Source organism: Ruegeria sp. CJ3 (assembly GCF_056536725.1).
In genome coordinates this window covers 1-22,833 of record NZ_JBQFQE010000002.1, presented here as the reverse complement: position 1 = coordinate 22,833, position 22,833 = coordinate 1, and the positions used below count along the sequence as shown (strand labels likewise).

Annotated in this window: 25 protein-coding genes and 1 tRNA gene; 12 read left to right on the top strand and 14 right to left on the bottom strand. The window is 61.4% G+C overall.

Annotation, left to right across the window (positions count from 1 at the left end):
* The first annotated feature begins 32 nt into the window (after window positions 1-32).
* Genes ACR0J1_RS03225 through glmM form a run of 3 tightly spaced genes read left to right on the top strand, consistent with a single transcriptional unit; the run spans window position 33 to window position 3,326 of the window.
* Entirely contained in the window at window positions 33-953 is a 921-nt protein-coding gene (locus ACR0J1_RS03225; RefSeq protein ID WP_480730456.1) for a dihydroneopterin aldolase, read from the top strand.
* Window positions 950-1,948, top strand: coding sequence for a dihydropteroate synthase (gene folP, locus ACR0J1_RS03220; protein ID WP_480730455.1), 999 nt, complete (start codon window positions 950-952; stop codon window positions 1,946-1,948). Before ACR0J1_RS03225 ends, folP begins: the two co-directional genes overlap by 4 nt.
* Before the next feature lie 34 nt (window positions 1,949-1,982).
* Window positions 1,983-3,326: a phosphoglucosamine mutase gene (gene glmM, locus ACR0J1_RS03215; protein WP_480730453.1), complete on the top strand. Its 1,344-nt coding sequence runs from the start codon at window positions 1,983-1,985 to the stop codon at window positions 3,324-3,326.
* On the opposite strand, the gene ACR0J1_RS03210 is transcribed toward glmM, so the two are convergent.
* Complete coding sequence (locus ACR0J1_RS03210) at window positions 3,323-4,225, bottom strand: DMT family transporter (protein WP_480730452.1); 903 nt, start codon at window positions 4,223-4,225, stop codon at window positions 3,323-3,325. The genes glmM and ACR0J1_RS03210 overlap by 4 nt on opposite strands.
* Window positions 4,226-4,303: 78 nt before the next feature.
* Here ACR0J1_RS03210 and ACR0J1_RS03205 point away from each other — a divergent pair, with 78 nt between their 5' ends.
* Window positions 4,304-4,612, top strand: coding sequence for an ArsR/SmtB family transcription factor (locus ACR0J1_RS03205; RefSeq protein ID WP_480730450.1), 309 nt, complete (start codon window positions 4,304-4,306; stop codon window positions 4,610-4,612).
* Entirely contained in the window at window positions 4,609-5,064 is a 456-nt protein-coding gene (locus ACR0J1_RS03200; RefSeq protein ID WP_480730449.1) for an SRPBCC family protein, read from the top strand. Before ACR0J1_RS03205 ends, ACR0J1_RS03200 begins: the two co-directional genes overlap by 4 nt.
* Window positions 5,065-5,109: 45 nt before the next feature.
* On the opposite strand, the gene ilvC is transcribed toward ACR0J1_RS03200, so the two are convergent.
* Window positions 5,110-6,132 (bottom strand): ketol-acid reductoisomerase, encoded by a 1,023-nt coding sequence (gene ilvC, locus ACR0J1_RS03195; RefSeq protein WP_480730448.1) that lies wholly within the window; start codon window positions 6,130-6,132, stop codon window positions 5,110-5,112.
* A 131-nt stretch (window positions 6,133-6,263) separates the two neighbouring features.
* Between ilvC and ACR0J1_RS03190 the strand changes: the two genes are divergently transcribed.
* Together ACR0J1_RS03190 and ACR0J1_RS03185 are read left to right on the top strand one after the other, a co-directional pair.
* Window positions 6,264-6,719, top strand: a complete 456-nt coding sequence (locus ACR0J1_RS03190) for an Lrp/AsnC family transcriptional regulator (protein WP_480529482.1) — start codon at window positions 6,264-6,266, stop codon at window positions 6,717-6,719.
* Window positions 6,716-7,174: an Lrp/AsnC family transcriptional regulator gene (locus ACR0J1_RS03185; RefSeq protein WP_480730447.1), complete on the top strand. Its 459-nt coding sequence runs from the start codon at window positions 6,716-6,718 to the stop codon at window positions 7,172-7,174. Before ACR0J1_RS03190 ends, ACR0J1_RS03185 begins: the two co-directional genes overlap by 4 nt.
* Here ACR0J1_RS03185 and ACR0J1_RS03180 read toward each other — a convergent pair.
* Window positions 7,171-7,872, bottom strand: a complete 702-nt coding sequence (locus ACR0J1_RS03180; protein WP_480730445.1) for a GntR family transcriptional regulator — start codon at window positions 7,870-7,872, stop codon at window positions 7,171-7,173. The genes ACR0J1_RS03185 and ACR0J1_RS03180 overlap by 4 nt on opposite strands.
* Before the next feature lie 231 nt (window positions 7,873-8,103).
* On the opposite strand from ACR0J1_RS03180, the gene ACR0J1_RS03175 reads away from it, so the two are divergent.
* On the top strand, window positions 8,104-9,231 hold the full coding sequence (locus ACR0J1_RS03175) for an aminotransferase class V-fold PLP-dependent enzyme (RefSeq protein ID WP_480730443.1): 1,128 nt from the start codon (window positions 8,104-8,106) through the stop codon (window positions 9,229-9,231).
* A gap of 30 nt (window positions 9,232-9,261) precedes the next feature.
* On the opposite strand, the gene ACR0J1_RS03170 is transcribed toward ACR0J1_RS03175, so the two are convergent.
* From ACR0J1_RS03170 to ACR0J1_RS03160, 3 genes are all read right to left on the bottom strand, one after another.
* Entirely contained in the window at window positions 9,262-10,458 is a 1,197-nt protein-coding gene (locus ACR0J1_RS03170) for a UbiH/UbiF family hydroxylase (RefSeq protein WP_480730441.1), read from the bottom strand.
* A gap of 74 nt (window positions 10,459-10,532) precedes the next feature.
* Complete coding sequence (locus ACR0J1_RS03165; protein ID WP_480730439.1) at window positions 10,533-10,781, bottom strand: hypothetical protein; 249 nt, start codon at window positions 10,779-10,781, stop codon at window positions 10,533-10,535.
* Between the two features lie 90 nt (window positions 10,782-10,871).
* Entirely contained in the window at window positions 10,872-11,516 is a 645-nt protein-coding gene (locus ACR0J1_RS03160) for a pyrimidine 5'-nucleotidase (protein WP_480730437.1), read from the bottom strand.
* Between the two features lie 101 nt (window positions 11,517-11,617).
* Between ACR0J1_RS03160 and ACR0J1_RS03155 the strand changes: the two genes are divergently transcribed.
* Entirely contained in the window at window positions 11,618-12,265 is a 648-nt protein-coding gene (locus tag ACR0J1_RS03155; protein ID WP_480730435.1) for a GntR family transcriptional regulator, read from the top strand.
* Here ACR0J1_RS03155 and ACR0J1_RS03150 read toward each other — a convergent pair.
* Together ACR0J1_RS03150 and carA are read right to left on the bottom strand one after the other, a co-directional pair.
* On the bottom strand, window positions 12,222-14,126 hold the full coding sequence (locus tag ACR0J1_RS03150) for a glycosyltransferase family 2 protein (RefSeq protein ID WP_480730434.1): 1,905 nt from the start codon (window positions 14,124-14,126) through the stop codon (window positions 12,222-12,224). The two genes, ACR0J1_RS03155 and ACR0J1_RS03150, sit on opposite strands and share 44 nt — an antisense overlap.
* A gap of 79 nt (window positions 14,127-14,205) precedes the next feature.
* Window positions 14,206-15,372, bottom strand: a complete 1,167-nt coding sequence (carA, locus tag ACR0J1_RS03145) for a glutamine-hydrolyzing carbamoyl-phosphate synthase small subunit (protein ID WP_480730432.1) — start codon at window positions 15,370-15,372, stop codon at window positions 14,206-14,208.
* A gap of 183 nt (window positions 15,373-15,555) precedes the next feature.
* Between carA and ACR0J1_RS03140 the strand changes: the two genes are divergently transcribed.
* A complete protein-coding gene (locus ACR0J1_RS03140) occupies window positions 15,556-16,038 on the top strand; it encodes a GatB/YqeY domain-containing protein (RefSeq protein ID WP_480529492.1) in 483 nt (160 codons plus the stop codon).
* Here the strand turns inward: ACR0J1_RS03140 and ACR0J1_RS03135 are convergent.
* From ACR0J1_RS03135 to ctaD, 4 genes are all read right to left on the bottom strand, one after another.
* Window positions 16,035-16,514, bottom strand: a complete 480-nt coding sequence (locus tag ACR0J1_RS03135) for a DUF2244 domain-containing protein (RefSeq protein WP_480529493.1) — start codon at window positions 16,512-16,514, stop codon at window positions 16,035-16,037. The two genes, ACR0J1_RS03140 and ACR0J1_RS03135, sit on opposite strands and share 4 nt — an antisense overlap.
* A 46-nt stretch (window positions 16,515-16,560) precedes the next feature.
* Window positions 16,561-17,160: a DsbA family protein gene (locus ACR0J1_RS03130; RefSeq protein ID WP_480529494.1), complete on the bottom strand. Its 600-nt coding sequence runs from the start codon at window positions 17,158-17,160 to the stop codon at window positions 16,561-16,563.
* Window positions 17,161-17,243: 83 nt separating this feature from the next.
* Window positions 17,244-18,272: a bestrophin family protein gene (locus ACR0J1_RS03125; protein ID WP_480730429.1), complete on the bottom strand. Its 1,029-nt coding sequence runs from the start codon at window positions 18,270-18,272 to the stop codon at window positions 17,244-17,246.
* 171 nt (window positions 18,273-18,443) lie between these two features.
* Window positions 18,444-20,102, bottom strand: a complete 1,659-nt coding sequence (gene ctaD, locus ACR0J1_RS03120; RefSeq protein WP_480730428.1) for a cytochrome c oxidase subunit I — start codon at window positions 20,100-20,102, stop codon at window positions 18,444-18,446.
* A 265-nt stretch (window positions 20,103-20,367) separates the two neighbouring features.
* Here ctaD and ACR0J1_RS03115 point away from each other — a divergent pair, with 265 nt between their 5' ends.
* Window positions 20,368-20,787 (top strand): HIT family protein, encoded by a 420-nt coding sequence (locus tag ACR0J1_RS03115; RefSeq protein ID WP_480730426.1) that lies wholly within the window; start codon window positions 20,368-20,370, stop codon window positions 20,785-20,787.
* A gap of 346 nt (window positions 20,788-21,133) precedes the next feature.
* Here the strand turns inward: ACR0J1_RS03115 and lipB are convergent, their stop codons facing one another.
* On the bottom strand, window positions 21,134-21,790 hold the full coding sequence (gene lipB / locus ACR0J1_RS03110) for a lipoyl(octanoyl) transferase LipB (RefSeq protein WP_480730425.1): 657 nt from the start codon (window positions 21,788-21,790) through the stop codon (window positions 21,134-21,136).
* A gap of 39 nt (window positions 21,791-21,829) precedes the next feature.
* A complete protein-coding gene (locus ACR0J1_RS03105) occupies window positions 21,830-22,489 on the bottom strand; it encodes a DsbA family oxidoreductase (protein ID WP_480730423.1) in 660 nt (219 codons plus the stop codon).
* Window positions 22,490-22,620: 131 nt separating this feature from the next.
* Between ACR0J1_RS03105 and ACR0J1_RS03100 the strand changes: the two genes are divergently transcribed.
* Window positions 22,621-22,707, top strand: a tRNA-Leu gene (locus tag ACR0J1_RS03100).
* Window positions 22,708-22,833 lie beyond the last annotated feature (126 nt).

Genomic DNA, 22,833 nt, shown 5'->3' with positions numbered 1-22,833 from the left:
TCAGTCCAACCGAGCCCGAAAAGGTCCGTCAGATGAGTTCTGAAATCCGCCTAGCCTTTGCGCACCCGTCCGAGCGCTCTGAGGCGACCGCATCGCGTGGTCCGTTGGATCGCATCTCGCTGCGTGATCATATCGTCGAGGTCGAGATCGGGGCCTTTCAGGCTGAACGCGGCACCACGCAGCGCATCTGTTTCAACATCGTGGTCGAGGTGCGCCCGCTGACCGACCCAATTGACGACGACGTGGACCGCATCCTGTCCTATGACCGGGTGACCGAGGCCATCGCGTTCGAACTGGCCGCTGAACGCCTCAACCTGCTTGAGACGCTGGCGGACCGGGTGGCCGAGCGGATATTGCTTGAGCCTCAGGCTGTAAGAGCTTTTGTTCGCATTGAAAAACTGGATCGCGGGCCCGGCGCTTTGGGGGTCGAGATTGTGCGCGGGAAAGATGCGGGCCATCATGAAATCACCGAAGAAGAACGCCCCCATCCCCGGCTGGTGTTCCTGTCGAACGAGGCGATTGCCTCGGGCAATCTGACCGGCTGGATCGACCAGCTTGAGAACCGCCAGCGCCCGCTGATTTTGTGCGTCGGTGCCTCTGATCTGGCGGTATCGCAGACGGGGCACGGGATGACTCAGCGCCGCATCGACCTGCTGGCGATTGAGCAGAATGCCTGGGTACTGGCGGCGCGGGATCATCGCTGCGTCGTGGTCTCGACCCGGACCGAGCTGGATTGGGCGATGAAGAACGGTCAGATTTGCGTCTGGGCCCCGTCCAAGATCGTTTTGGATGCCGTAGACGGCCCCTCGGCGGCTCCGTCGGACGCGGTGGCGCTGGCGGCATGGTTCGCGGCGACCTTCGAGGCCAGCGAGATGCTGGTTATCGGCGGCGACCTGCCCGAGGCCCCCAAAACACCGCTGCGCGCGGTTCCGGTGGAGCAGGCGCAGCTGTGACCGTCTACTACCGACCGCTGGTGCAGCATGGGCCGCTGCGTCCGGAGGGAGCCGTGTCGTTGGCCGGGCGACCCTTGTGGTTTACGCATGCTGAATGTCTGCAGCGGGGCAAGGTGTCCCGCGTGGTTGATATTAGTTCAATACCAGAGGCTTATCTGCATAAGCTCACCCGGCTGCGCGCGCCTGTTTCCGGGCTGGATATGGCGCAACCGCAGATCATGGGCATTCTGAACGCTACGCCGGACAGCTTCTCGGATGGAGGCGTGCACAACTCGGTCGAAGCCGCCCGTGCAGCCGCCGCCGAGATGGTCGCCCATGGGGCAAGCATTCTGGATATCGGCGGGGAATCAACGCGCCCCGGTGCCAGTTTTGTGCCCGAGGACGAAGAGATCGCCCGTACACAGCCTCTGATCGAAGCCATTCGGGCCGAGACCGATGCGCTGATCTCAATCGATACGCGCAAGGCCAGCGTCGCTCGTGCCGCGCATCAGGCCGGTGCGGGGCTGATCAACGATGTCTCGGGCTTTACCTTTGATCCGCAGCTTGCGCCGTATTGTGCCCGGATCGGAGCGCCGGTTTGCGTGATGCATATGCAGGGTGATCCGGCCACGATGCAGGACGATCCGCAGTATGATGACGTGCTGTTGGACGTCTATGACTTCCTTGAGGCGCAGATTGCGCATCTGGAAAGCCTCGGGCTGAGCCGCGATCTGATTATCGTCGATCCGGGCATAGGTTTTGGCAAAAACACCGAGCATAACCTAACCCTGCTGCGCAATCTCAGCCTGTTTCACGGGCTGGGTTGCCCGATCCTGCTGGGCGTGTCCCGCAAGGGGATCATCGGTGAAATCGGCAAAGAGCCGCGCAAGGATGCCCGTGCGCCAGGTTCAATCGCTGTAGCTCTGGCGGGATTGTCACAGGGCGTGCAGATTATACGTGTCCACGATGTGGCCGAGACCGCTCAGGCCTTGCGTCTGTGGGCTGCCGTCCGGTAACCCGGGCATAAGGAATTTTCAGGAGTTAAAGCTCATGCGCAAGCTGTTCGGAACCGACGGGGTGCGGGGCACCGCCAACACGCATCCGATGACGGCTGAAATGGCATTGCGTATGGGGGCCGCTGTGGGCCGGTATTTCCGCCGGGATGCAAGCGGTGTGCACCGGGTTGTGATTGGCAAGGACACGCGGCTGTCGGGCTATATGCTGGAAAATGCGCTGACGGCAGGGTTGACCTCGACCGGGATGAACGTGCTGCTGCTGGGGCCGGTGCCGACGCCGGCGGTTGGGTTGATGACCCGGTCGATGCGGGCGGATCTGGGCGTAATGATCTCGGCCAGTCACAACCCGGCCGAGGATAACGGGATCAAGTTTTTCGGGCCGGACGGGTTCAAGCTGTCCGATCAAGCCGAGCTTGAGATCGAGCGGTTGATCGAAGAAGGCGTGAGCCCGGCGCAGGCCAAGAACATTGGGCGAGCGCGCCGGGTTGATGATGCGCGGTTCCGCTATGGTGAGCGGGTGAAGTCGTCGTTGCCGCGGGATGTGCGGCTGGATGGGCTGAAGGTGGTTGTTGATTGTGCCAACGGGGCTGCACACCGCACCGCGCCCGAGGTGCTGTGGGAGCTGGGTGCGGACGTCATCCCGATTGGCGTCGCGCCGGATGGCAAGAACATCAACCTGGGTTGCGGTTCGACCCAACCCCGGGTCGCGGCGGAAACGGTGGTGGCCCATGGGGCCGATGTGGGGATCTGTTTGGACGGCGACGCCGACCGCGTTGTGGTGATCGACGAAACCGGCGTCGTTGCGGATGGCGATCAGCTGATGGCCTTGTTGGCGGGCGCATGGTCGCGCGCTGATCGGCTGAAAGGCGGGGCTCTGGTGGCGACGGTGATGTCGAATCTGGGGCTCGAGCGGCATCTGGCCGGGCAGGGGCTGCGGCTTGAACGCACGGCGGTTGGCGACCGCTATGTGGTTGAACGGATGCGAGAAGGCGGCTTCAATCTGGGCGGTGAGCAATCGGGTCATATCGTGATGAGCGACTATGCGACCACCGGCGATGGCTTGATGGCAGGTCTGCATTTCTTGGCTGAGATGGTGCTGTCGGAAAAGAAAGCCTCGGAACTGGCGCATCAGTTCGAAACGGTTCCGCAGCTGCTTAAGAATGTGCGGTTCACGGCCGGGCAAGCTCCGTTGGAGGCGGCCAATGTGCAGACCGCCATCTCGGAGGCCGAGACGCGGTTGACCGGGCAGGGTCGTCTGTTGATCCGCAAGTCGGGTACCGAGCCCCTGATCCGCGTGATGGCCGAATGTGAGGACGCGGCCCTGTTGACGCAGGTGGTCGACGGTATCGTGGCCGAGGTCGAGGCAGTTGCGGGCTAGCGTCCGATCAGCATCTTGCGCAGGCTGAACCACTGACTAATCGCCAGCCCGGTCAGGATCATGACCAGCGCGATGTAGAACCGCAGCGGCAGCGCCTCGGACAGGACCCACGCGCCGAAGATCATCGACCAGATGGGCACCTGATAGTTCACCAGAGTCATAAAGACCGACCCGGCGCTGCGGATGATCGACACCCGCAGCAGCGTGGCAAAGGCGGTGGGGATCAGGCCCAGTGTGATCAGCGCCAGACCCGGGCGGGCACCTTGCCATGTGGGCAACCCTTCGGTCGTCAGCATGATCGGCAGCAGAATGACCGCGCCCACAACCAGCGTCAGCGCCGACAGAGTCACCGGATCAATCGGCGGGCAGCGGCGGGTGAAGATCGATGCGAAAGAGTAACACAGCGCCGCCCCGATGCAGGCCAGCTGCGCCAGCGGTTCGGTGCCCTGACCCAGCTGCGCCAGACCCGGCCCGATCAGCACCAGCGCCCCCGAGAAACCCAGCGATACACCGACCAACCGGCGCAGGTTCATCGGCTCGTCCGAGAAGAAATGCGCCAGCGGCAGTACCATCAGCGGGATCGAGGCCATCGATAGCCCCGCAAAAGCCGAGGGCACATATTGCTGACCCCAGCTGAGCAGAACGAAGGGCAGGGCGGTCGACAGCACTCCGATCACGATGATCGATGTCCACAGGGCCGCATCGCCGCCCGGCAGTTTGCGCCCGGTCAGGCGCATCAGCACCAGCAGTGTAATCGCAGCCAGCGTGGTGCGGGCCGTTGCGACGGTGACCGGGCCATAGCCTTCCAGCGCTATGGCGACGACCATAAACGTAGCGCCCCAGATCAGGCCCAGAGCGATCACGCCGCCCCAGTCTCGGTGGTTGGGTTGTTGAACCATTCCATCCCCTTATCCCGCGCCCCGGGCCATGTCACGTGCTGATCTTGACTTTGCGTTAGTCTTAGCTTACGGTTAGTAATGGCTTACAAAGAAGTATTTTCAGCACTGGGCGACGCGACCCGTAGGCAGGTGTTCGAGGCGGTCGCGGATCGCCCCCGGGCGGTCGGAGAATTGGCCGCCGACCTGCCCGTCAGCCGCCCGGCGGTGTCACAGCATTTGAAGGTTCTGTCAGAGGCCGGGCTTGTGGTGTGCCGAGCCGAGGGCACTCGCCGGATCTATGCCGCCCGGCCCGAAGGTCTGGCGGAAATGCGGGCGTGGCTGGAACGGTACTGGACGGATGTGCTGGGCCATTTCGCGAACGAGATCAATGAAGGGCGGGACACATGACCGGACCTATTGTCAAAACTGTTGTCGTGAACGCATCGCCAGAGCGGGCGTTTGATGTGTTCGTCAACCGCATCGCGAAATGGTGGCCGCTGGACGGGCACGCGGTTTCGGCGTCACATGGTAAGCCCGCGCTGGCGGTGGTGATCGAGCCCCGCGTGGGGGGTGCGATTTACGAGACCATGTTCGACGGCACCCGCGCGGATTGGGGCACAGTTCTGGTCTTTGACGAAGGCAGGCGTCTGGCCTTCAGCTGGCATCCCGGCACCAACAAGGATCGCCCGACGCGGGTCGAGGTGGCGTTCGAGGCGCATGGCGCCGGGCAGACAGAGGTGACGCTGACCCATTCCGGATGGGAGGTCTGGGCAGCCGAGGCGCCAGACAAACGCCGTGGGTACGACAGTGGTTGGGATCATGTGCTGGGCGAATGCTTCGCCGACGCCGCCGCCGCATGAAAAAGGGCGGCCACCGGGGCCGCCCTTCGCTGACTGACGCCAGACTTAGTTCTTTTCTTTATCGACCATTTTACCGGCCGAGATCCACGGCATCATGCCACGCAGCTTGGCACCGGTCTCTTCGATCATGTGCTCGTCATTGGCGCGGCGCGACGCTTTGATGGTCGGCTGGCCAACAGCGTTTTCCAGCATGAAGTCGCGAACGAATTTACCCTGCTGGATGTCGTTCAGAACTTCTTTCATACGTGCTTTGGTCTCGTCGTATTTCAGGATCCGCGGGCCGGTGACGTACTGGCCGTATTCAGCCGTGTTCGAGATCGAGTAATCCATGTTGGCGATGCCGCCTTCGTAGATCAGGTCAACGATCAGCTTCACTTCGTGCAGACACTCGAAATAGGCCATCTCGGGCGCGTAACCGGCCTCGACCAGCGTTTCAAAGCCGCAGCGGATCAGTTCAACCAGACCGCCGCACAGAACGGCCTGCTCACCGAACAGGTCGGTTTCGCATTCCTCGCGGAAGTTGGTCTCGATGATGCCGGAACGACCGCCACCGATGGCCGAGCAATAGGACAGGCCGATTTCCAGCGCCTTGCCGGTTGCGTCGTTGTCGACAGCGACAAGGCAGGGCACGCCGCCGCCTTTGGTGTATTCGCCGCGCACGGTGTGGCCGGGGCCTTTGGGGGCCATCATGATGACGTCGACGCCTTCTTTCGGCTCGATCAGGCCGAAATGCACATTCAGGCCGTGGGCGAATGCGATGGCCGCACCAGGCTTGATGTTGTCGTGGACGTATTTCTTGTAGGTCTCGGCCTGCAATTCGTCGGGCATGGTGAACATGATCAGGTCGCACCAGGCGGCCGCATCTGCGATGCTCATGACCTGAAGGCCTTCAGCTTCGGCCTTCTTGGCCGAGGGCGAGCCTTCGCGCAGGGCGACGACAAGGTTCTTTGCGCCCGAATCGCGCAGGTTTAGCGCGTGGGCGTGGCCCTGGCTGCCATAGCCCAGAATCGCCACTTTCTTGTCTTTGATCAGGTTGATGTCGCAATCGCGATCGTAGTAGACGCGCATTTTGCCGGTCCTTTCTGTTTCGATTGCGGTGGTTCTATCCTGAGGTTTCGGTATTGGCGAGAGCGTTGGGATTGAGTATTTGAGAAAAAGATGAAGAATAATTCTTAAAACGAGACGATTGTGAATAAATCATGCTTGATGATGTTGATCGGCGTATTCTGCGCCAGTTTCAGGCCGAACCCAGCCTGACCACCGCGGAATTGGCCGAGCGCTGCCGCATCAGTACCGGCGTCTGCTGGCGGCGGATCGAGAAGATGCAGGCCGCAGGAGTGATCGAAGGGCAGGAGGCTGTCATCGACTGGGCTGCATTGGGTTATGCGGTCGAGGTCTCGTTGCGGGTAACGCTGGACAAGACGCAGGCGCGGGCATTCGACGAATTCACCGCAGCGGCGCGCGAGGTGGCCGAGGTGATCGAGATCCAGACCTTTCTGGGCCGGGTCGATGTGCGCCTGTCGGTTCTGGCGCGGGACATGAACCATTATCAGAAGGTCTATCGCGACCGTATCCTGACCTTGCCGCATATCGCCGATATCGAGGCGCTGATGCATATCGCCCGGGTCAAACGGGATGAGGTGCTGCCGGTATGATCGAGTTGGATGAGATCGACCGTAAGATCCTGCGTGCCTTGGTGCAGGATGCCACGCAAAGCGCGGGCGCGTTGGGGCGGCGCTTTGGCTTATCTCAGCCCGCGACATGGCGGCGGATTCGACGGTTGGAACAGGCGGGGGTTATCAAGGGGCGACGGCTGCGCCTGAATGCCGAGGCGCTTGGTTTTGGCGTGACCGTGTTTCTGGGGGTGAAGCTTGCGCGCAAGGGGCAGGTGAGCCTTGAGGATTTCGAACGCGCCGTCAGCGCCATCCCCGAGGTGCAGACGGTCGAGCATGTGCTTGGGCTCTATGATTACCGCTTGCGCGTTGTGGCGCGGGATCTGGCCGATTTCGAGCGGGTGCTGCGGCGGCGGGTGATGACGCTGCCTGGCGCCGGAGAGGTCGAGGCCAACGTGCTGCTGAGCGAAGAACGTCTGCCGGGGCCGATTGGTTAGTATTTGGTGCGGATGCGGAACCCTGGATGATGCGTCATTCGGGCGAAAGTCATCGGTTGCCCCTCTTTCCACGTCGTCCGCTCAAGCTGGATCATCGAAGTGCCGGTGGTGGTCCCCATGAATTCCGCGAGACGGCTGTCGGCTGAGATGGCGCAAAAGACGATCTCGGCCTCGGTAAATGGCGCGGCGTTCAGCAGCCATTCATGCGGGCCGCTTTTGTTCAGATCGGCATGCTCGACATCGGGCACGGCTTCGATGTTGATCCAGCGTTCTTCAAGCTGAAAGGGGCGGTTGTCGGCATAGTGCATACAGATCACGTGCAGAACGCGGGCGTCAGGGCCGACATTCAGTTGCGAGGTCAGCCAGCCGGGGCTGTGCACCACCTTGCGTTCCACCAGCGCGTAGCGATAGGCCGAGTTCTGATTTTCCACAGCCTGCCGGGCCAGCGAGATTTCCAGCTTGGCTTGGCGGCGCGGCTCTTTCTTGACCCGGGTTCCGCTTTTGCGCTTGCGTTCGACAAAGCCCTGTTCGGCCAGTTCCCGCAGGGCGCGGTTGACCGTGGCACGGGCGCAGTTGAACTCCTCGGCAAGTTGCGTTTCGGTGGGCAAGAGCGACCCCTGGGGCCAGATACGGGATTCAATCCGCCGCTTAACTTCGTCCCGGACGACCTGAAAACTAATCCGCTTTTGCGCAGTCACGTGCTGAAATGCCTGTTCTTGTTCAAAGTGAGTGTATCTGTTCAGAAACACGTCAGAGTGTAAAGATGGAGTGACACTGTTTGGCGTCATTTCTGCTATTTGTTGCATGGGAAATATCAAAATAAAACCATGGGTTGCGGTTTCCCTTGGGTCAATGACGCGTGGTCTTTGGTGCTTTACCCAAGCCCCCGGACAGGGCAGAAACAGGTGACCCAAAAGAAAGGATGTACGATGGCTGCGTTGCTGGAAACTGTTGACCCTGACGGCCTTGAGGAATTCTCGGTGGTGTTCACGGATCGCTCGCTGAACCATATGTCCGCCAGCTTTCAGCAGGTGATGCGCGATATCTCTGGCATGTTGCGCGAGGTTTACAATGCCGATGGCGTTGCCGTGATCCCCGGAGGCGGCACCTATGGGATGGAGGCCGTCGCACGCCAGTTCGCTCGCGACGCCAATGTGCTGGTGGTGCGCAACGGCTGGTTTTCTTATCGCTGGAGCCAGATCATCGAATCCGGCGCGCTCACCGCGCAGGCGACGGTGCTGAAGGCGCGTGAAACCGGCAATGCCAGCCCGTCACCTTTTGCGCCTGCACCGATTGATGAGGTTGTGGCGACAATTCGTGAAAATCGCCCGGATATTGTTTTTGCGCCGCATGTCGAGACATCTGCCGGAGTGATTCTGCCAGATGACTACGTGACCGCGATGGCAACTGCCGCCCATGAGGTCGGGGCGTTGATGGTGCTGGACTGCATCGCCTCGGGCTGTGCGTGGATCGACATGAAGGCGACGGGCGTGGACGTGCTGATCTCGGCCCCGCAAAAGGGATGGAGCGCAACGCCCTGCGCCGGTCTGGTGATGCTGTCCGAGCGTGCCGAGGCGCGGTTGGAGCAGTCCAGTTCGGACAGTTTTGCGATCGATCTGAAGAAATGGCGGCAGATCATGCAGGCCTATGAGAATGGCGGTCATGCGTATCACGCGACCATGCCGACGGATTCTCTGCGTGCCTTCCGTGACACCATGGCTGAAACGCGCGATTACGGGTTCGAAAAGCTACGCGTGGCACAGTGGGCGTTAGGCGATGGGGTGCGTGCCTATCTGAAGGATAAGGGCGTCATGTCGGTTGCCGCCGAAGGCTTTGGTGCGCCTGGCGTGGTGGTCAGCTATACCGCTGACCCCGAGGTGCAGAACGGCAAGAAGTTCGCCGCTTTGGGGATGCAGATCGCCGCTGGTGTGCCGCTGCAATGTGACGAGCCCGAAGGGTTCAGCACTTTCCGTCTGGGGCTGTTCGGGCTGGATAAGCTGTATGATGTGGATGGCACGATTGCGCGGCTGAAACGCGTTCTGGATCAGGTGCTTTGACGGGGCGGCGTGCTGAAGCCCGCCCTATGTTTACCGGACACCGAGGCCCATTTGCATTAGTGTTTTGCGCACAGGTGGCAGCGAATAGAGCGCATTTAGCCCCATCGCCCGCGCATCGCGTAGCGGACGCGCCTCGATCATCGAGGCGCGGTTCAGCAGGTCGATGCCTTTGACGCGCAACTCGATCTCAGTATGGCGGGCCTTGTGATAGGCCTCCAGCATTTGCGCATCGCCCAGACCTTCGGGGCGGGCCTGCGCCAGTTCCAGCAGGCAGCGCAGATCACCCAGCGACATATTCAACCCCTGCGCGCCGATGGGCGGCACAACATGCGCGGCCTCGGCCATCAGAGCGAGGCGTTCGCCGGACAGCCGCTCCGCTGACTGGCTGATGATCGGCCAGATGGTCCGGCGTGACGCCAGTTTCAGCGGCCCGAACAACCCGCAGGAGCGTTCGGTCATGGCGGCCTCGAACGCGCTGTTGTCGAGGTTCAGCAACTCAACCGCGCGAGGGCCGCGTTCCATCCACACGATCGCTGACGACGGCTGACCCTGCCAGTCGGGCAGCGGCACCAACGTGAAGGGACCACCCCAGCGGTGGATCTCGGTCGAGACATTATCATGCGGGATCGGATGCGTGACGGCAAAGGCCAGCGCTTTTTGTCCGTAGCGCGTTGTGTGGACGCTGATCCCGGCGGCCTCGCGCATGGGGGAATTGCGCCCGTCGGCGGCCACTACCAGCTTGCAGCGGATGCGGCTGCCGTCGCTCAGGCCCACGCGCGCCTCGGCGGTGCGGGTGAACAGGCTGACGGTGCCGGTGCCGGGGCGGAAGTCGACATTGGGCAACTCGGCCAGACGCGCCACCATCTCGCGACGCAGCAGCCAGTTGGGCAGGTTCCATCCAAACGGCTGGTCCGAGATATCGGCGGCGTTGAAATCGCGCACGACGCGGGGTTCAGGCACATCGCCGCCCGCATCCACGATACGCATGATCTGCAGCGGCGCGGCATGAGCGTCCAGCCGGGCCCAGAGACCGCACTGTTCCAGCAACCCATGGGCGGGCTGAAGAAAAGCGGTGGTACGCAGATCGGACCCGTCCACGTCCCGCTCGGTGATCGGCGGGGTGGGGTCGACGCAGATCACGTCGAACCCGGCGGCGCCAAAGGTGGCGGCGGCGGTCAGTCCGGCGATGCCGCCGCCGGAAATCAGGATGTCACAGCTGTCAGTCATGGGGGCAATTCTCCGTTGCCGCAGACCCTAGTGCCGATGCGCGGCGGGCGCCAAGTGACATCCTGTCTCGTGTCTTATCCCCGAGAGATCAGGATGAGGATCAGGAACATCACCGGCACCATCATCAGGGCCGGGATATAGAGGCCGGGCAAACCGAACAGCATTACCGAACAGCCCCACATGCTGACAAGCGCGGCTGCGGAGTAATAGAGGTCTTCGGCCTGCCCATGAGCGGCGTCGCGGGCCAGCCAGCCAAACAAGGGGATTGCAAAGAAAAGGCGCTGCCACAGGGGCGGGCGCGCGCGGATGTCGAGCGCGGTCATTGGGGTCTCCGGGTTATCTGTTCGTCGCTAGGGTGGATATGGGGCGAATACTGCACCCGAAAAACGCGCAGATCGCCGCAGTGTGACAGCCTATCGCAGGCGGCCCAGAAACCCGGTTAGGTCATCGGTGTGATGGTGAATATGGTCGGCTTCATGCGGGTCTGGCGCGACATGCACCGTGCGCATCCCCATCTGGTGCGGGGCAGCCAGATTGCGCGGGTCGTCCTCGAACATCGCAGCTTTTTGAGCGTCGATTCCATCCTGCGCAAAGATCGCCTCGAACGCGGCCTTTTCGGGCTTGGGGCGATAGCCTGCGTGCTCGACCCCATAGATCGCGTCGAACAATCCGCTGAGCCCGCGCGCGGACAGAACACGTTCGGCATAAGGGGCGGATCCGTTGGTATAGACGATGCGGCGACCGGGCAGGGCGCGGATGTGCGCGGCGAGGTCTGCATCGGCTTCCATATGGCTCATGTCAACCTGATGGACGGCGTGCAGATAGGGATCGGGATCCAGATCATGCTCGGCCATCAGGCCCGCAAGCGTGGTGCCGTATTGCTGCCAATAATGGTTGCGCAGCCGGTCGGCCTCGGGCCGGTCGACGCCGATGGCCTGCACCACGTAATCCGTCATCAGCACCTCGATCTGGTCGAACAGGCGCATATGCGGCGGGTAAAGCGTGTTGTCGAGGTCGAACACCCATTGGGTGACGTGAGCAAAGGCAGGTTTGACCATGGTTTGGGTTTAGGGCGGTCGCGGCTTCTTTTCAATGCCGCTCTTGATCGGGGGGGCAAGGGGCGGCTAGACAGGTCCGAACGAGGAGACCAATACAGCCGATGCCCCAATCCAGACAGTCCAACACGGACGCCTATACACTGATACTCGAAGCGATTGATGTGGGCGTCTACAAGCCCGGGGACCGGCTGGTGGAAAGCGAACTGGCCGAGCGGTTTGGCGTATCCCGCACCCCGATCCGCGAAGCGTTGCAGCGGCTTGAGACGCAATCGCTGCTGGAACGGGACGGACGATCGCTGATCGTGGCCTCGCTGGACCACAACCAGATGGCTGAACTGTACATCGTGCGGCGCGAGTTGGAGGGGCTGGCCGCGCGACTGGCGGCCAAGCATGCCACCGAAGAGGAAATCCGGGTACTGCAAGAGATCGTCGCCGCCGATGACGCGCTGGTGAATGATCCGCCCGCGTTGTCACGCGCCAATCGACGGTTTCACGAGCAGATCCATCTGGCCTCGCACAACCGCTATCTGGTGCAGCAGCTTGATTTGGTGCATCGGACCATGGCGCTGATGGCGACCACCTCATTGGCTGCCGAGGGGCGCGGGGAGATTGCGCAGAGCGAGCATAAGGGCATCGTGCAGGCCATCGCCGCCCGCGACGAAGACGCTGCGGCGCAGGCCCTGCAGGACCATATCTCGGTCGCGTTCATGACTCGGCTGAAACAGGATGCAATCCGGCGCGAGAAATAGCGGCTTCGGATTCCTCGACCGCATGGCCGTGCTGGGTCTTGTCCCAGAAGAACGGGTTGACCGCCAACTCCCACAGGCCCTTGTAGGCGGCCAGCACACCCAGAGGATAATACAACACCATTGTCGGCACCCATGGCAGCAGGAAGCGGCGGTTGCCGGCGATCACGCCAAGCATCCCGACCAGAAGGTTGGCGGCTTCGGCGACCAGAAACAGATAGACACAGCTGGTCAGAAAGCCGGGTGTCATGATGGGCTGAAACGGGTGCGGCAGGCCGAGGAATATCAGCCAGAACACCCACAGGACCGGAGCCAGCAGGAATTGCCCCAACGTGCCCAGAAAGAACGCCTGTAGCCCCAGAAAGCGCAACGGCCCAAGATCGCGCAGCAATTGACCCGGCGCGCGCATATGCACCAGGTAGGTGACCATGAACCCCTTGAGCCAGCGCGAGCGTTGCTTGACCCAGGGCCAGGCGCGAAAGTTGGCCTCTTCATAGGTGGCGGTGTTGACGATCTCTGTTCGATAGCCAGCGCGGCTGAGGCGTACTCCCAGATCGGCGTCTTCGGTGACGTTGTGGGCATCCCAGCCGCCCAGCTCGAGCAGCTTGTCGCGGCGGAAGAAAAACGTAGTGCCGCCCAAAGGTACAACCAGCCCCAACCGGGCGATGCCTTTTAGGATCACCCGGAACCAGCCGCTGTATTCGATGGTGAAACAACGTGACCGCCAGTTGGTACGGGGGTTGTAATAGTCCAGCACGCCCTGCAGGCAGACGACATCCTCGGGCGCGGTCGCGAAATGGCGGGCGACGGTTTCGAGCTGGTCGGGCACCGGCGCGTCTTCGGCATCCCAGACGCCCAGAATCTCACCGCGGCAGAAATCCAGCGCATAGTTCATGGCGCGAGGTTTGGTGGTCAGATCCCCGTGCTGAGGCACCACGATTGCGCGCATCCAGCTTGGCAATTCGACCTTTTCAAGCGCCGCTTTGGTCACGTCGTCCTGTTCTTCCAGCACCAGAATGACGTCCAGCAGCGCCTTGGGATAGGTCAGGCGACGCAGCCGGGCGATCAGGACATCCGCGATCTCACGTTCTTTGTAGAGCGGGACAAGGATTGAGACGCAGGGCAGGCGAATGGGGTCATCGGCAGCCGGTCGCGCCTTGCGTGGCAGCAGATAGGCGATCAGGCCCGACAGTCTGAGCGCCAGAAACAGCGCCAGCGTCAGCAGCGTCGCGCCCAGCAATAGACTAAGGCCGATGATCGGAAACAGGGCAAAGAGAGTGGCCAGTACCAGCATCCCCAGCACCGGGCCGGTCCGTGCCCGGGCCGACCAATTGCGGCAGCTTTGTTCGTCGTGCACCCTCGTCTCTGCCGCCTGCGCCAGTGGCATCGCATAGTGATGGGCGATGGCGGCGTCGATCTGCTCAGGCCCGGCCAGAACCGGGACGATGGTCTGGCCGCTGTCTTTCAGGGCCTCCGCCACCGTCGGGAATGCGTCCGGGCGTGCGGTCGCAACCAGCAGGATCGGACCCACGCGCATCCAAGGCAGCACATTGTGGGTCAGCCAGAATTCAACGGGTTTCAGCGCGCAAAGCTCGGCCGAGGGCGGGGTTTGCTGCAGATCGGCGATCTGCAGGCCGGTTTGCTCGGCCAAGGCCGCGAGAACTTGCGCCCGGCTGGCCCAGCCCTCGCCCACCAGTATCTCGCCCAGCGGCGCGTTTTGGCGCGCCTGCATCCGCAGCGCCTTCGCCAGTTGGTCCGAGGTGATGATGCCTTGGTCCAGCAGGCAGGTGCCCAGCGGCTTGCGCGATTGCGGCCCGGGCACCGGTCGCGCCGATGTCTGACGCTGGAGATTCAGTTCGACCATAAGAAAACCCTGCCGCAAGTCACGCTGGGCAGGGTTGCTAAACAGGGTTAACGCGCAGTTAACGCTGATGATTTCGGCGTTAAGCCTGTGCTTTTTGATCCGCCATGGCCGCTGCGAACCGTTCAAACAGATAGAAACTGTCCTGCGGGCCGGGCGAGGCCTCGGGGTGGTACTGTACCGAATAGACCGGGCGATCGGTCATGCGGATGCCGCAGTTCGATCCGTCGAACAACGAGCGGTGGGTTTCCACCACGCCATCGGGCAGGGTTTGTGCATCAACGGCGAAGCCGTGGTTCATCGAGGTGATCTCAACTTTGCCGGTGTCCAGATCCTTTACGGGGTGGTTCGCGCCGTGATGGCCGTGGTTCATCTTGACGGTCTGACCACCCAGCGCCAGCGCCAGCATCTGGTGCCCGAGGCAGATACCAAAGACCGGCAGGCTGGTGGTGTCCAGCACCTCTTTGATCATCGGCACCGCGTATTCGCCGGTGGCGGCTGGGTCGCCGGGGCCGTTCGACAGGAAGACGCCATCGGGGTTATGCGCCAATACCTCGGCTGCTGTCGCGGTGGCGGGTAGGACCGTCACGTCGCAACCGGCCGAGGCGAGGCAGCGCAGGATGTTCCGCTTGGCCCCAAAATCCAGCGCGACGACCTTGTGCACAGGCGCTTCCTGACGGGCATAGCCATCGGGCCAGGCCCACCGCATCTCGTCCCAGCGATAGCTTTGGGCGCAGGTGACGTCTTTGGCCAGATCCATGCCCTCCAGCCCGGCAAAGCCGCGTGCGGCGGCGACCAGTGCTTCGATATCGAAATTGCCCTCGGGGTCATGGGCCAGCGCCACATGCGGCGCGCCCTGCTGGCGGATCGCGCGAGTCAGGCGGCGGGTGTCGACGCCGCCGATGGCGATGCGACCGCGACGCGCCAGCCAATCCTTCAATTGATCCGCCGAGCGCCAGTTGGATGGCTCGGTCGGGTCCCATTTGACGACCATACCCGCGGCCACCGGATCGCCGGTCTCGTCATCCTCGGGGTTCACGCCGACATTCCCGATGTGGGGGAAGGTGAAGGTCACGATCTGGCCCGCGTAGGAAGGGTCGGTCATGATTTCCTGATAGCCGGTCATGGCGGTGTTGAAACACAGCTCGGCCACGGTCTGGCCGGTGGCGCCGAAGCCTGCGCCGTAGAACAGCGTTCCATCGGCCAATGCCAGACATGCGGTGGGCTTGGACGGGGCGTTCTGGGCCATGGCGCGACTCTCCTGCAAGGTAAACGGACGCATACCTAAGGGGGTTACAGGCCCGGGTCAAGACTGTTCAAAATTTGGGCTATTGTTATAAATCAACAAGTTAGCTGTATTCACCCCCTGTTGTGCCTGCCTTTTTGTTTCGATATGGTCGGGGTTCCTTTGCCATGGGGATGGACAGACCATATGGATATGCGATCACGGGTGAATGCCGCCCTGAAGCAAGCAATGAAAGACAAGGCCGCCGAGCGTCTGTCGACGCTGCGCCTGATCAATGCGGCGATCAAGGACCGCGACATCGCCTCGCGCGCCTCGGATAATGAAGAGGCGAAAGGCTGCGGTGATACCGAGGTTCTTGAAATTCTTGGAAAAATGACCAAGCAGCGTAAGGAAAGCGCCCGCGCCTATGAAGAGGGCGGACGCCTTGATCTGGCCGAGCGCGAGCTGCGCGAGGTCGAGGTGATCGAGGAATTCCTGCCCAAGCAGCTGGACGAGGATGAGGTCAGCAAGGCCATTCAGACCGCCATCACAGCTACCGGTGCGGGTTCGATCCGTGATATGGGCAAGGTGATGGGCGAGTTGAAGACGCGCTATACCGGTCAGATGGATTTCGGCAAGGTTGGCCCGATGGTCAAGGACCATCTGTGCGCTGCCTCGAACGGCAGCTAAGCGCGTAGTTTCCGGGTTAGATCATCGAACAGCGCGATCCGCTCGTCTTCGGACAGGAACGCGCCAATCTCGACCTCGCGCCCGTCGCCGATCAGGGTGACATAGTGAGGCACCGGCCCGCCATGCGTGTGCATCTCGGGGCGGGCCCAGTGACGGTTGCACGACCATTCCTGATCGCGCCCGCGCGGGTCGTGATGTACCAGCCGCGCCTGAGTCCGGTCCAGCGTCAGCACCTCATGCACGCTGCGGGCGCGGTAGTTCATCTCGAACGCCAGCCACAGGCCCAGAACGGTTAGCAGCAGGAAGGGCAGCAGCCCCCACAGGATGGCCGAGCCCAGCACCGCAAACAGCGGGATCAAGCCGAACAGGAACACCGCCAGCACAACCCCCATCGCTCCGCGCGGGGGCAGCGAGTTATGCGGCCAGAGGCGCAGTTCCTGTTCGGTATCCGAGGTTTGTTTCCAGCGATATGGCATGGCGCGAACCTAGCCCAGTGGGTTGTATTGGCGAAGCGTTAAATCTTCAGACCACATGCCCCACGCGCACCCAGGACAGCGCGTCGTCCAAACGGTCGTCCCCCCAAAACACCTCGCCCCGCACCACAAAGCTGGGTGCGCCGAACACACCCAGTTGGATTGCGGTGCTGGTCTGGGCCTCGAGGGCCTCGACGATGTCGGGGCTGCGGGCGCGGGCAAGGATCAGGCGCGGGTCCTGCTGGCAGCGATGCAGGGCTTCGGTGATGGCGGTTTCCGACCCGGCCTCGACGCCGTCCTCGAACCAGATCCCATAGAGCGCCTGCGTGTAGGCCTTGCCCCAGCCCTCGGTCATGCCCAGCAGGGCAACCTGATTGGTCAGCGCAAGGTCCGAGATCGGGTAGGGCGCGGGCAGGTTCGCGCGGATGTGGTATTTGACGGCGCGGCGTTCGATATCGCGCCACATATAGGCCGATTTGACCGGCTTGCCTGCGAAGGGGATGTTCTGCTGCTCGGCCATGACGGTGCGCACGTTGAATGGGCACCAGTTGACCGTGGCGTCGTGTTCCGCGCACCAGCCGTCCAGGCGTTTGATCGTCAGAAAGCTGTAAGTGCTGCCGATGGAGTACCAGAAGTCGATTTCAGGCATAGCAAGGCTCCTGTCAAAAGGGGCGTTACCATCCAGAATACCGCAAAACGGAGGCTTTTACGATCTTTGCCCGATGCAGGTGGTCAGAGCAGCGCCTTGTCGATGGGTTTTGCTGGTGACGGTGCGGTACCGCAAGCGGTCATCTGGCGCAGGTCAATCTCGATCATGCGGCAGATGGCCGAGATCGGCACATCGGTCACGTCACCCTCGAACGGGTCCTCCATCGAGGCGCTGACCCGTTCCGTAACGAAGAAAATCCAACACACTAACGCACCCACAGGAGCAAAGACCAACCAGTCCAGCAGCACCGATTGGATCACTGGCAGGTCCAACCCGATTGTGATCGAGCGTTCGTCGTTGAACGCCAGCGGCAGCATGAAGATGAAGACATAGCTGAAGATGCGGCCCACCTCGGCCACCTGCCGGGGGAAGGGCGTGTTCTTGATGCGCTCGCTTTGGCCCTGCGCGTCGGTGAAGCGGGCCAGCCGGTTCATCAGTGCCACCTGCCAGTAGGCGTTGATCTTGCCGGATTGCGCGAGGGCCGAGACACGCTCGCCCTGTAGATACAGCAGGTAGGTCGCGCGGTTGGATTTACCCTCGAGCCGCGGCAGATCGGCGGCAAGTTGGCTGCTGCGCCAGCATTCGGGGTCCTGATGCAGCGCGGCTTTGTCGGCGACGGGCTTGTGGCCGAACATCCACGGCCTGCGAGTCCGGCCTGTCGCCGAAGGTTGGCGCAGTTGAAACGCCAGCAGGTTCAGCCACGCGACATGACGCTCGAGCAATTCGCGGCGGATTTCGGCATCAATTGGTTGCCCGTCGGTCTGCACCAGATTGCTGATCGTGTTGCCCCAGTCGCGGCTGGCATTGACCAGATCCCCCCAGATTTTGCGGGCCTCAACCCAGCGCCCATAGGCCGAGGTGTTCTTGAAACCCAGAAAGAACGCCACCGCCAAACCCAGCACCGTGACCGGAGGGCTGGAGCCGGAAATCAGGTCCATCGGGGTGAGCGCGTCCAGCAATTCAAGCAGGAATATCCACGCCAGAACAAGGCAGATGAAGCCAACGGACCCTTTTGCCATTTGCCGGATAGTGATGCCGTTATGGAGTATCATGGGATGCGGGTCTTCATAAACAATCAGGATCAGAAAGCGGATGCCGGGATATTAGCCACCCGTTCTTTCGCCTGTCCACGATCACCGGGCCGCAATTTTGAAACTGCGCGTTTTCAAGCACAAAGCCCCGCGCGAGGCGGGGCTTTGCTGTATTCGGGTTGGATGGTGGGATCAGTGCGCGTGGCCTTTGTCCCAGTCTTCCTGCTTGGGCAGCTGCTCGAATGTGTGTTCGGGCGGCGGCGAGGGCAGGGTCCATTCCAGCGTATCCGCGTATTCGTTCCAAGGGTTCGGACGGGTCTCTTTCGCGCCACGCAGCAGGGCGTAGATCACGATGCCGAAGAACAGCAGGAATGAGGCGAACGAGATGAACGCACCGATCGACGAGACAAAGTTCCACTGGGCGAAGGCCTCGGGATAGTCGATGTAACGGCGCGGCATACCCTGACGGCCCAGGAAGTGCTGCGGGAAGAAGGTCAGGTTGGCGCCGATGAAGAACAGCCAGAAGTGAACCTTGCCCCAGAATTCCGAGTACTGACGACCGGTCATCTTCGAAAAGTAGAAGTAGACGCCTGCGAAGATCGCGAAGACGGCACCCAAGCTCATCACGTAATGGAAGTGCGCAACCACATAGTAGGTATCGTGATAGGCACGGTCCACACCAGCCTGCGACAGCACAACGCCGGTCACGCCGCCAACAGTGAACAGGAACAGGAAGCCGAAGGCGAACAGCATCGGAGTCTTGAACTCGATAGAACCGCCCCACATGGTCGCAATCCACGAGAAGACCTTAACGCCTGTGGGCACCGCGATAACCATCGTGGCCAGCATGAAGTAAGCCTGCTGACGCAGCGACATGCCAACGGTGTACATATGGTGGGCCCAGACGACGAAACCCAGAACACCGATCGCGATGATCGCCCAGACCATCGGCAGGTAGCCGAAGATGGGCTTGCGCGAGAAAGTGGCGATCACGTGGCTGATGATGCCGAAACCGGGCAGGATCACGATGTACACTTCCGGGTGGCCGAAGAACCACAGGATGTGCTGATACAGGATCGGATCGCCGCCACCGGCCGGATCAAAGAAGGTGAAGCCGAAGTTGCGGTCCATCAGCAGCATGGTGATCGCGCCCGCCAGAACCGGCAGGGACAGCAGAATCAGCCACGAAGTGACAAAGATCGACCAGCTGAACAGCGGCACCTTGAACAGGGTCATACCCGGGGCACGCATGTTCAGGAAGGTGGTGATCATGTTGATCGCGCCGAGGATCGAGGAGGCGCCCGATACGTGCACGGCAAAGATCGCAAGGTCCATGGACATGCCGCCCTCGGTCGTGGACAGCGGCGGGTAAAGCACCCAGCCGACGCCCGACCCAAGCTGGTCATTTCCGCCGGGGCTGAGCAGCGAGGCCACACCCAGCGAGGTACCAGCGACATACAGCCAGAAGGACAGGTTGTTCATCCGCGGGAACGCCATATCCGGGGCGCCGATCTGCAACGGCATGAAATAGTTGCCAAATCCGCCAAACAGGGCAGGGATGACCACAAAGAACATCATCAGAACGCCGTGATAGGTGATCATCACGTTCCACAGGTGCCCGTTCGGGGTACACGGGTCGGCCATGAAGCCTTCGAGGCACATATACTGAACACCGGGGTGCATCAGCTCGAGCCGCATATAAACGGTCATCAGAACCGAGATCAGACCGGCGAGCGCCGAGAAGATCAGGTACAGAATCCCGATGTCCTTGTGGTTGGTCGACATGAACCAGCGGGTAAAGAACCCACGCTGGTCTTCATGGTCGTGACCATGAATGGCTGCGTCTGCCATTAGGTGCCTCCTGTTGCAACTACACCGCGCTGTTGGACCTCTCCAACGCGTGGGATTCCTGCTGGTTTTAGAATGCGAGGGGGCGACCTTCAATGGCCGAGTTTGATCTGGATCAAGATTAATTGTCGCGGGCAGCGGGCTGCGCGCGGGAATTTGACCCTGGATGCGGCGTATCTGGGGATTGCGGCGGTGATTTCAAGGGGCTTGACCCGCCTTGGGGGCCGGATCAGAACTGAGGGGACATTCCAACCCTCGGAGGCCCGCGATGACCGCCTATGATCCCGAAAATATCTTTGCCAAGATCCTACGCGGCGAGATTCCGTCAAACCGCGTCTATGAAGACGACGATACAGTGGCACTGATGGATATCATGCCCCGGTCCGACGGTCATTTGCTGGTCATCCCCAAGACGCCCTGCCGCAATATGCTGGACGCCAAGCCCGAGCAGTTGGCGGCAGTCATGGCAACGGTTCAGAAAATGGCGCGGGCTGTGAAGGCAGCTTTTGATGCGGATGGCGTCACCGTTCAGCAGTTCAACGAGGCCGCGGGCGGGCAGGAGGTCTTTCACCTGCATGTCCACGTGCTGCCCCGGCACGAGGGTGTTTCCATGCGTCCGCCGGGCAAGATGGGCGATTTCGATCTGATCGCAGCACATGCCGACAAAATCCGCGCCGCATTGGCCTGAGGCGCGCGCGTCACTTTGTTGCAAAAAAACAGGGGCCCTAAAATGAGAATTGCCGTTCCGATATGGGGTCGGAACGGCAGACTCGTAACCAAAACACTTCTCGGATTTCGCTGGGCAGCCCTGCGAGCACCGGTAACACACCACTCACTCTTGAACGGTCCTTACATACTATGTGGTCAGATGGCGTTTGTAAGGAGAGGATGTGAAGAATCCCTGAATTTGAGGCGAATTGGGGCAATTCAAAGGAAACAGTCGGGGCGTTTGCGAAACAGAGCGTCGCGATATTTGGGATTGTTGTTCAACTGGCGCGATCAGGCCGATTCGCGCAGGTCGCAGCGTCAATCCGTCATACGCCCTCGGCCGCGAATACCTGATTAAAGGTCTTTTTCAGCGCCACATCCACGTCTTCCATTGTCACAGGCAGGCCCAAATCGACCAAAGACGTCACCCCGTGGTCCTGAATGCCGCAAGGCACGATGCCGGTGAAATGCGACAGATCGGGTTCGACATTGATCGAGATGCCATGAAAGCTGATCCATTTCCGCAGGCGAATGCCAATGGCGGCGATCTTGTCCTCGGCGGTCTGGCCGGTCACCGTCAGGGGCTTGTCGTGACGCTGGACCCAGACGCCGACACGGCCCTCGCGGATTTCGCCGGTGACGTTGAATTCGGCCAGCGCCGAAATCACCCATTCCTCAAGCTGCTGCACAAAGCGGCGCACATCATGGCCGCGTTTGCCCACATCCAACATGACATAAACCACGCGCTGACCCGGCCCGTGATAGGTATATTGCCCGCCGCGCTTGCTGTCATAGACCGGAAAGCGTTCGGGGTCGGTCAGGTCTTCGCGCTTGGCTGACGTGCCCGCCGTATAAAGCGGCGGGTGTTCCAGCAGCCAGATACACTCATCCGCTTCGCCCGCCGCAATCGCGGCGACGCGCGCCTCCATAAAGGCAGTGGCGTCGTCATAGTCGATCAGCCCGTCGGTGGTCTTCCATTCCATGACCGTTCCTTAGACCGTCTGCGGGGCAGGGGGAAGGGGTCAGGCGGCCTCGGCCAGGCAGCGCTGCAGAACCTGCGCATAGGTTTCGGCGCCCTGCGCGCCGGTCAGCAGGTATTTGCCGCCGAACACCATCGAGGGCACGCCGGATATGCCCCGGCTGGTCCAGAACTGCTGCTTCTCACGCACCGGCTGGGCATGTGCGCCCGAGGCCAGCGCCGAGCGGGCTGCGTCGGGGTCCAGCCCTACGGTTTTGACGACGTTTAACAACACCTCAGAACCCGAGATGTCCTGTTGCTGGGTGAAATAGGCGTCGAAAAGCGCCAGCTTGAGCGGGTGCTGACGCCCCAGCGTTTCGGCCCAATCCAGCAACTGATGCGCGGCAAAGGTGTTCACGATGCGGCTGTCGTCGTCGAAATTGAAGGTAAACCCCAGTTCGGTGCCCAAAGCGGTCAACCGCTCCCGCGCCTGTTGGCTCTGTTCGGGGGGCGAGCCGTACTTCTCGGCAATATGTTCCCGCAGGTTCTGGCCTTTGGGGCCCATATTCGGGTTCAGTTCAAACGGATGCCAGCGCAGACGGGCCAGCACATTCTCTTGTTTCAGAGCTGCATCAAGCTGACGAAATCCAACAATGCACCAGGGACAAACAACATCCGAGACAACGTCAATCTGGACGGTGGGACGGGGATCAGGCGAGGTCATGGGCTGCTCCGGAATTGTTGCATGTCGGGCTAAGATATGGCCGGGGCGTACGAATTCAATCGCCGGTGTTTTTGCCTCTTCACATCGCCCGGTTCAACGTCTATACGCCCCTCTACCAAGTTATTGACAGTGCGGTCGTGGCGGAATTGGTAGACGCGCAGCGTTGAGGTCGCTGTGGGGTAACACCCGTGGAAGTTCGAGTCTTCTCGACCGCACCAAATGCTTGATTTTCAACAGGTTTCTTCACCGAATGTGTCTGACGTCAGCCCTTATGGGTCCAAATAGGGTCATTTGCTAAGAGAGTGTTTGTCGCTCATCGTCACCACCGAGGAGTGGAAGATGAG